The sequence below is a fragment of the Moorena sp. genome, assembly GCF_982860115.1.
The window spans coordinates 1-3,807 of the sequence record NZ_CEYLVT010000159.1 but is presented as its reverse complement, the minus strand read 5'-3'; the positions used below and the strand labels follow the sequence as shown (position 1 = coordinate 3,807).

General features: G+C 47.2%; 2 protein-coding genes and 1 tRNA gene. 1 reads left to right on the top strand and 2 read right to left on the bottom strand.

What is annotated here, in order from left to right; translation table 11 throughout:
* Window positions 1-304: 304 nt before the first annotated feature.
* Entirely contained in the window at window positions 305-1,651 is a 1,347-nt protein-coding gene (gene accC / locus AC4II3_RS22840; protein WP_488029415.1) for an acetyl-CoA carboxylase biotin carboxylase subunit, read from the bottom strand.
* 330 nt (window positions 1,652-1,981) lie between these two features.
* Between accC and AC4II3_RS22835 the strand changes: the two genes are divergently transcribed.
* Window positions 1,982-2,062, top strand: a tRNA-Leu gene (locus tag AC4II3_RS22835).
* A gap of 156 nt (window positions 2,063-2,218) precedes the next feature.
* Here the strand turns inward: AC4II3_RS22835 and AC4II3_RS22830 are convergent.
* Window positions 2,219-3,031, bottom strand: a complete 813-nt coding sequence (locus AC4II3_RS22830; RefSeq protein ID WP_488017265.1) for a creatininase family protein — start codon at window positions 3,029-3,031, stop codon at window positions 2,219-2,221.
* Window positions 3,032-3,807: the final 776 nt, after the last annotated feature.

The window sequence follows — 3,807 nt, the reverse complement described above, 5'->3', positions numbered from 1 at the left end:
TAGGTTACAGGTTGTAGGTTACAGGTTGTAGGTTACAGATTGCCGGTGGCAGGGGTCATGGGTAACCATTCACTTAGCCCCAATGGTTTTAGCTTTTGCAGCGAGAAGCCCCACCCCTGAAAGTGAAACCTCAGGGTGGGACGGGGCGTATAAACGGTGAAAGTACAACAAAATGCGTTCGCGTAGCGTGGGCGTAGGGCGTTCGCGTAGCGTGGGCGTAGCGCGATCGCTAATGACCAAAGACTTACTTTTGTCTTTCTTCCTACTTCCTACTTCTGCCCTCTGCCTTCAGCATAGCTGGCGTTCAGGTCATCATCTCCTTCTCGACAAAATTGGTATAGACCTGACCCTCAAGAAAGGCTGGTGTCTCTAGGATTTTTTGATGGAAAGTCAGGGTGGTGGTCACTCCGGTTATGGCACACTCCCTTAAGGCTCGTTTCATGCGCTGAATGGCTGCATCACGGGTGGGACCCCAAACGATTAATTTCCCAATCAGAGAGTCGTAATAGGGGGGAATTTCGTAATCGGGGTAAACATGGGAATCCATGCGCACCCCTGGTCCTCCTGGTGGTAAGTAAGCACTAATTCGTCCTGGTTGGGGACGGAAAGCGTGCTCTGGGTCTTCGGCATTGATCCGACATTCGATGGCGTGACCTTTGAGAGTAATTTGGTCTTGGGTAAGGCTTAGTTTCTCCCCTTGAGCAATTTTAATTTGTTCGGCGATCAAGTCTAGACCGGTGACCATCTCGGTGACTGGGTGTTCTACCTGAATTCGGGTGTTCATTTCCATAAAGTAGAACTCACCAGAGGCATCTAAGAGAAACTCTACTGTGCCAACTCCGATGTAATTGATGGACTTAGCGGCCATTACCGCAGCATTACCCATTTTTGCCCGCAATTCTGGGTCAAGCACTGGGCTAGGGGCTTCTTCCAGTAGCTTTTGGTGACGCCGTTGGATCGAGCAGTCTCGCTCACCCAAGTGGATTGCATTGCCGTGACTATCAGCTAAAATTTGAATCTCGATATGGCGAGGACGTTGAATAAATTTTTCAATATATACCCCGCCATTACCAAAGGCGGCTTGGGCTTCCCCTTGAGCGGCTTGGAAGAGTTTAATCAATTGGCTGTCATCCTGTACCAGGCGCATACCCCTTCCTCCACCACCAGCCGTGGCTTTAATCATGACAGGATAGCCAATTTGACGTGCGATCGCATAAGCTTCTTCCTCAGAGCTGACTAATCCATCACTTCCAGGTACTGTGGGCACACCCGCTCGTTGCATGGTTTCTTTGGCCGTAGATTTATCTCCCATGGCTCGGATTGCTTCTGGGGTAGGACCGATGAAAGAAATCTGATGATCAGCACAGATTTCAGCAAAACGGGCATTTTCTGATAGGAAACCATAGCCTGGATGAATGGCAGTGGCGTTCCGAGTGAGGGCTGCAGCAATAATATTAGGTATATTTAAATAACTTTTGCTGCTGGGAGGATCCCCGATACAAACCGCTTCATCTGCCAGTTGGACATTAAGAGCATGTTGATCAATGGTCGAGTGAACGGCAACAGTGGGAATCCCCATCTCCTCACAGGTTCGGATAATCCGTAAGGCAATTTCCCCACGATTGGCAATTAAGATCTTTGAAAATTTCATAGAATAGCGTTTCTATAGGGTTTTTAGTTGAGATTTAAAACTAGGATTGATGGGGAGGTGTGGGGAGGGTGGGAAGTGTGGGAAGTGTGGGAAGTGTGGGGAGCAACATAGTTTATAAACTATCGCAATTTTCATCACGAGTGAGGTAGACAGGATTTTTCCCCATTCCCCCCCCTACCCACCTCCGAGACCCAGACTAAACAAACTCTTACCCTACTCCCTACTCCCTACTCCCTACTCCCTACTCCCTTCAATTTTGACAGCATTTTTTGAGCTAGGCTTTGCAGCTTCGTCCTGTTGTATGGTATCCTACTAAATGGTTAGTAAATCGCGGATGTGGTGGAATGGTAGACACGCACGCTTGAGGGGCGTGTGGCGAAAGCCATGCGAGTTCGAGTCTCGCCATCCGCATTGATTCAGCCTGAAGTTGTGAGCAACTGCGCAACAGGGAGCTTCGGCTCAGGGCAGAAAAATTGACGAAAACATTATCATAAAAGCGATGCAGCACTATGGGACAAGGGCGCACCCTTGCCTATGGCCTATGGCCTATGGCCTATCGCCTATTGCCTATCGCCTCTTCGTCACATCAGGCTGCTGAAACCGATAGATATCGCGAATCACGTTTACCCAACCATCACAAAGAGAGGCTAATAAGCGATCGCCTTTTTCCTCAGTTGCTGCTGTGGCATCCCCGAGTACTCCACTCTGAGTCAACCCCTTGGTCAGCCAAGCAAAGGGCAATTTTCCTTCCATACTCAATAGACTATCCTCGGGCAACCCTTGGGGATATTCCTTTACTGCCCGATCCATTTTCACTTGACCGGGGAGTAGACAGAGCATGAGACTAGTTTCTAAATCCCCCCCATGAATGCCTAATTCTAATTCTTTCTGGGTGGCTAATTCCTTGGCCATGTTAGGCACGCCCCAGGTAAACAAGGGGAATACCATAAAGTCTTCATGCTTCTGGTGAATATCCCGTGCTGCAATTTCCATCACTTGGGGTTGTCCGCCATGGGAATTCATCAGTACTAACTTCCGAAACCCACACCGATAGATACTATCAGCCATTTCCATCAGCACCGCTAGCAAGGTTTGAGCACTAAGAGTAATGGTCCCAGGAAAATGCCAATGCTCATTGGATTTGCCGTAATAAAGGGGAGGTAAGGCATAAGCAGGGATTTCTGGGTCTAAGCAGCCTAAGGCTTTGCCCAAGACTCCCACCCCAATCGCCGCATCTACAATCAGCGGTAAATGGGGGCCATGCTGCTCAATGGAAGCGACCGGCTGAATAATCACAATATTTTCCTTATCGGGCATCTGTTCGATATCAGTCCAGGTCAGATAAGGGAAAAACCGTTCTGGAGGAATGAAATTATGCATGGGATCAATGATTTATGATAGGTTGCTCCAAACCAATCCTGATTCTGGGTTAACTTAGACTCTACACCTTATTGAAAAATAATCTCAAGGATACTTGGATCACTTAGCCATTAGCAATAGAGGAAATACCATTTGGTAATTCTAATTGGTAGTTCTACAAATTTCTCTGACCAACGTTACTTGCTAGGATATAGCATTTATAAATAGGTCATGAACAATCTTGCTGATTTACCAGCACATCACAAACTCTTCGGAGCTCTTTCCTACTGATCCGAAGTTCCCTGTTCCCTTTTCCCTGTCTTGATCCAGTCGGTCATGGGGGAAACCCCCATGACCGACTGGATCCGTTTTTATATCAATCCTATGTTTACATCTCAAATAAAAATCCTAGATTTCTGTAAAATTCTCTACTAGACTTTTTTGAAAACTGCCAATTGCTGCTGCTTCTTTTGGCTTTTTCACCCTTCAACGAGTACTTTTTTGACCTTCGAGGTAGTTAATTTCAAAACCTTGAGACATAATTAGATTTATAGGGTAGCATCGCCGTTTTTTCAAGACTTTAGGCTTAATAGTGATTTGTCAATTACCCTTTATAATAGAACAAATGAGCTTACCCTGACCTCCCAGCCTCCCCCTCACAGGGGTAGGTTTTTAACAAAGACCTCAGGTGTGGGGTGTGGGTTGTGGGGTGTGGGGTGTGGGGGATAAGAAAATATACTTAGTCTTGATCCCAAGCGCGAGTGGGGGAAACCACGGCAGTTGCTCATGGGGGGAAC

What these genes read in the sequence shown, in the direction of transcription:
- accC (WP_488029415.1), bottom strand. Translation starts at nt 1,651, where the DNA reads ATGAAATTTTCAAAGATCTTAATTGCCAATCGTGGGGAAATTGCCTTA.
- AC4II3_RS22830 (WP_488017265.1), bottom strand. Translation starts at nt 3,031, where the DNA reads ATGCATAATTTCATTCCTCCAGAACGGTTTTTCCCTTATCTGACCTGG.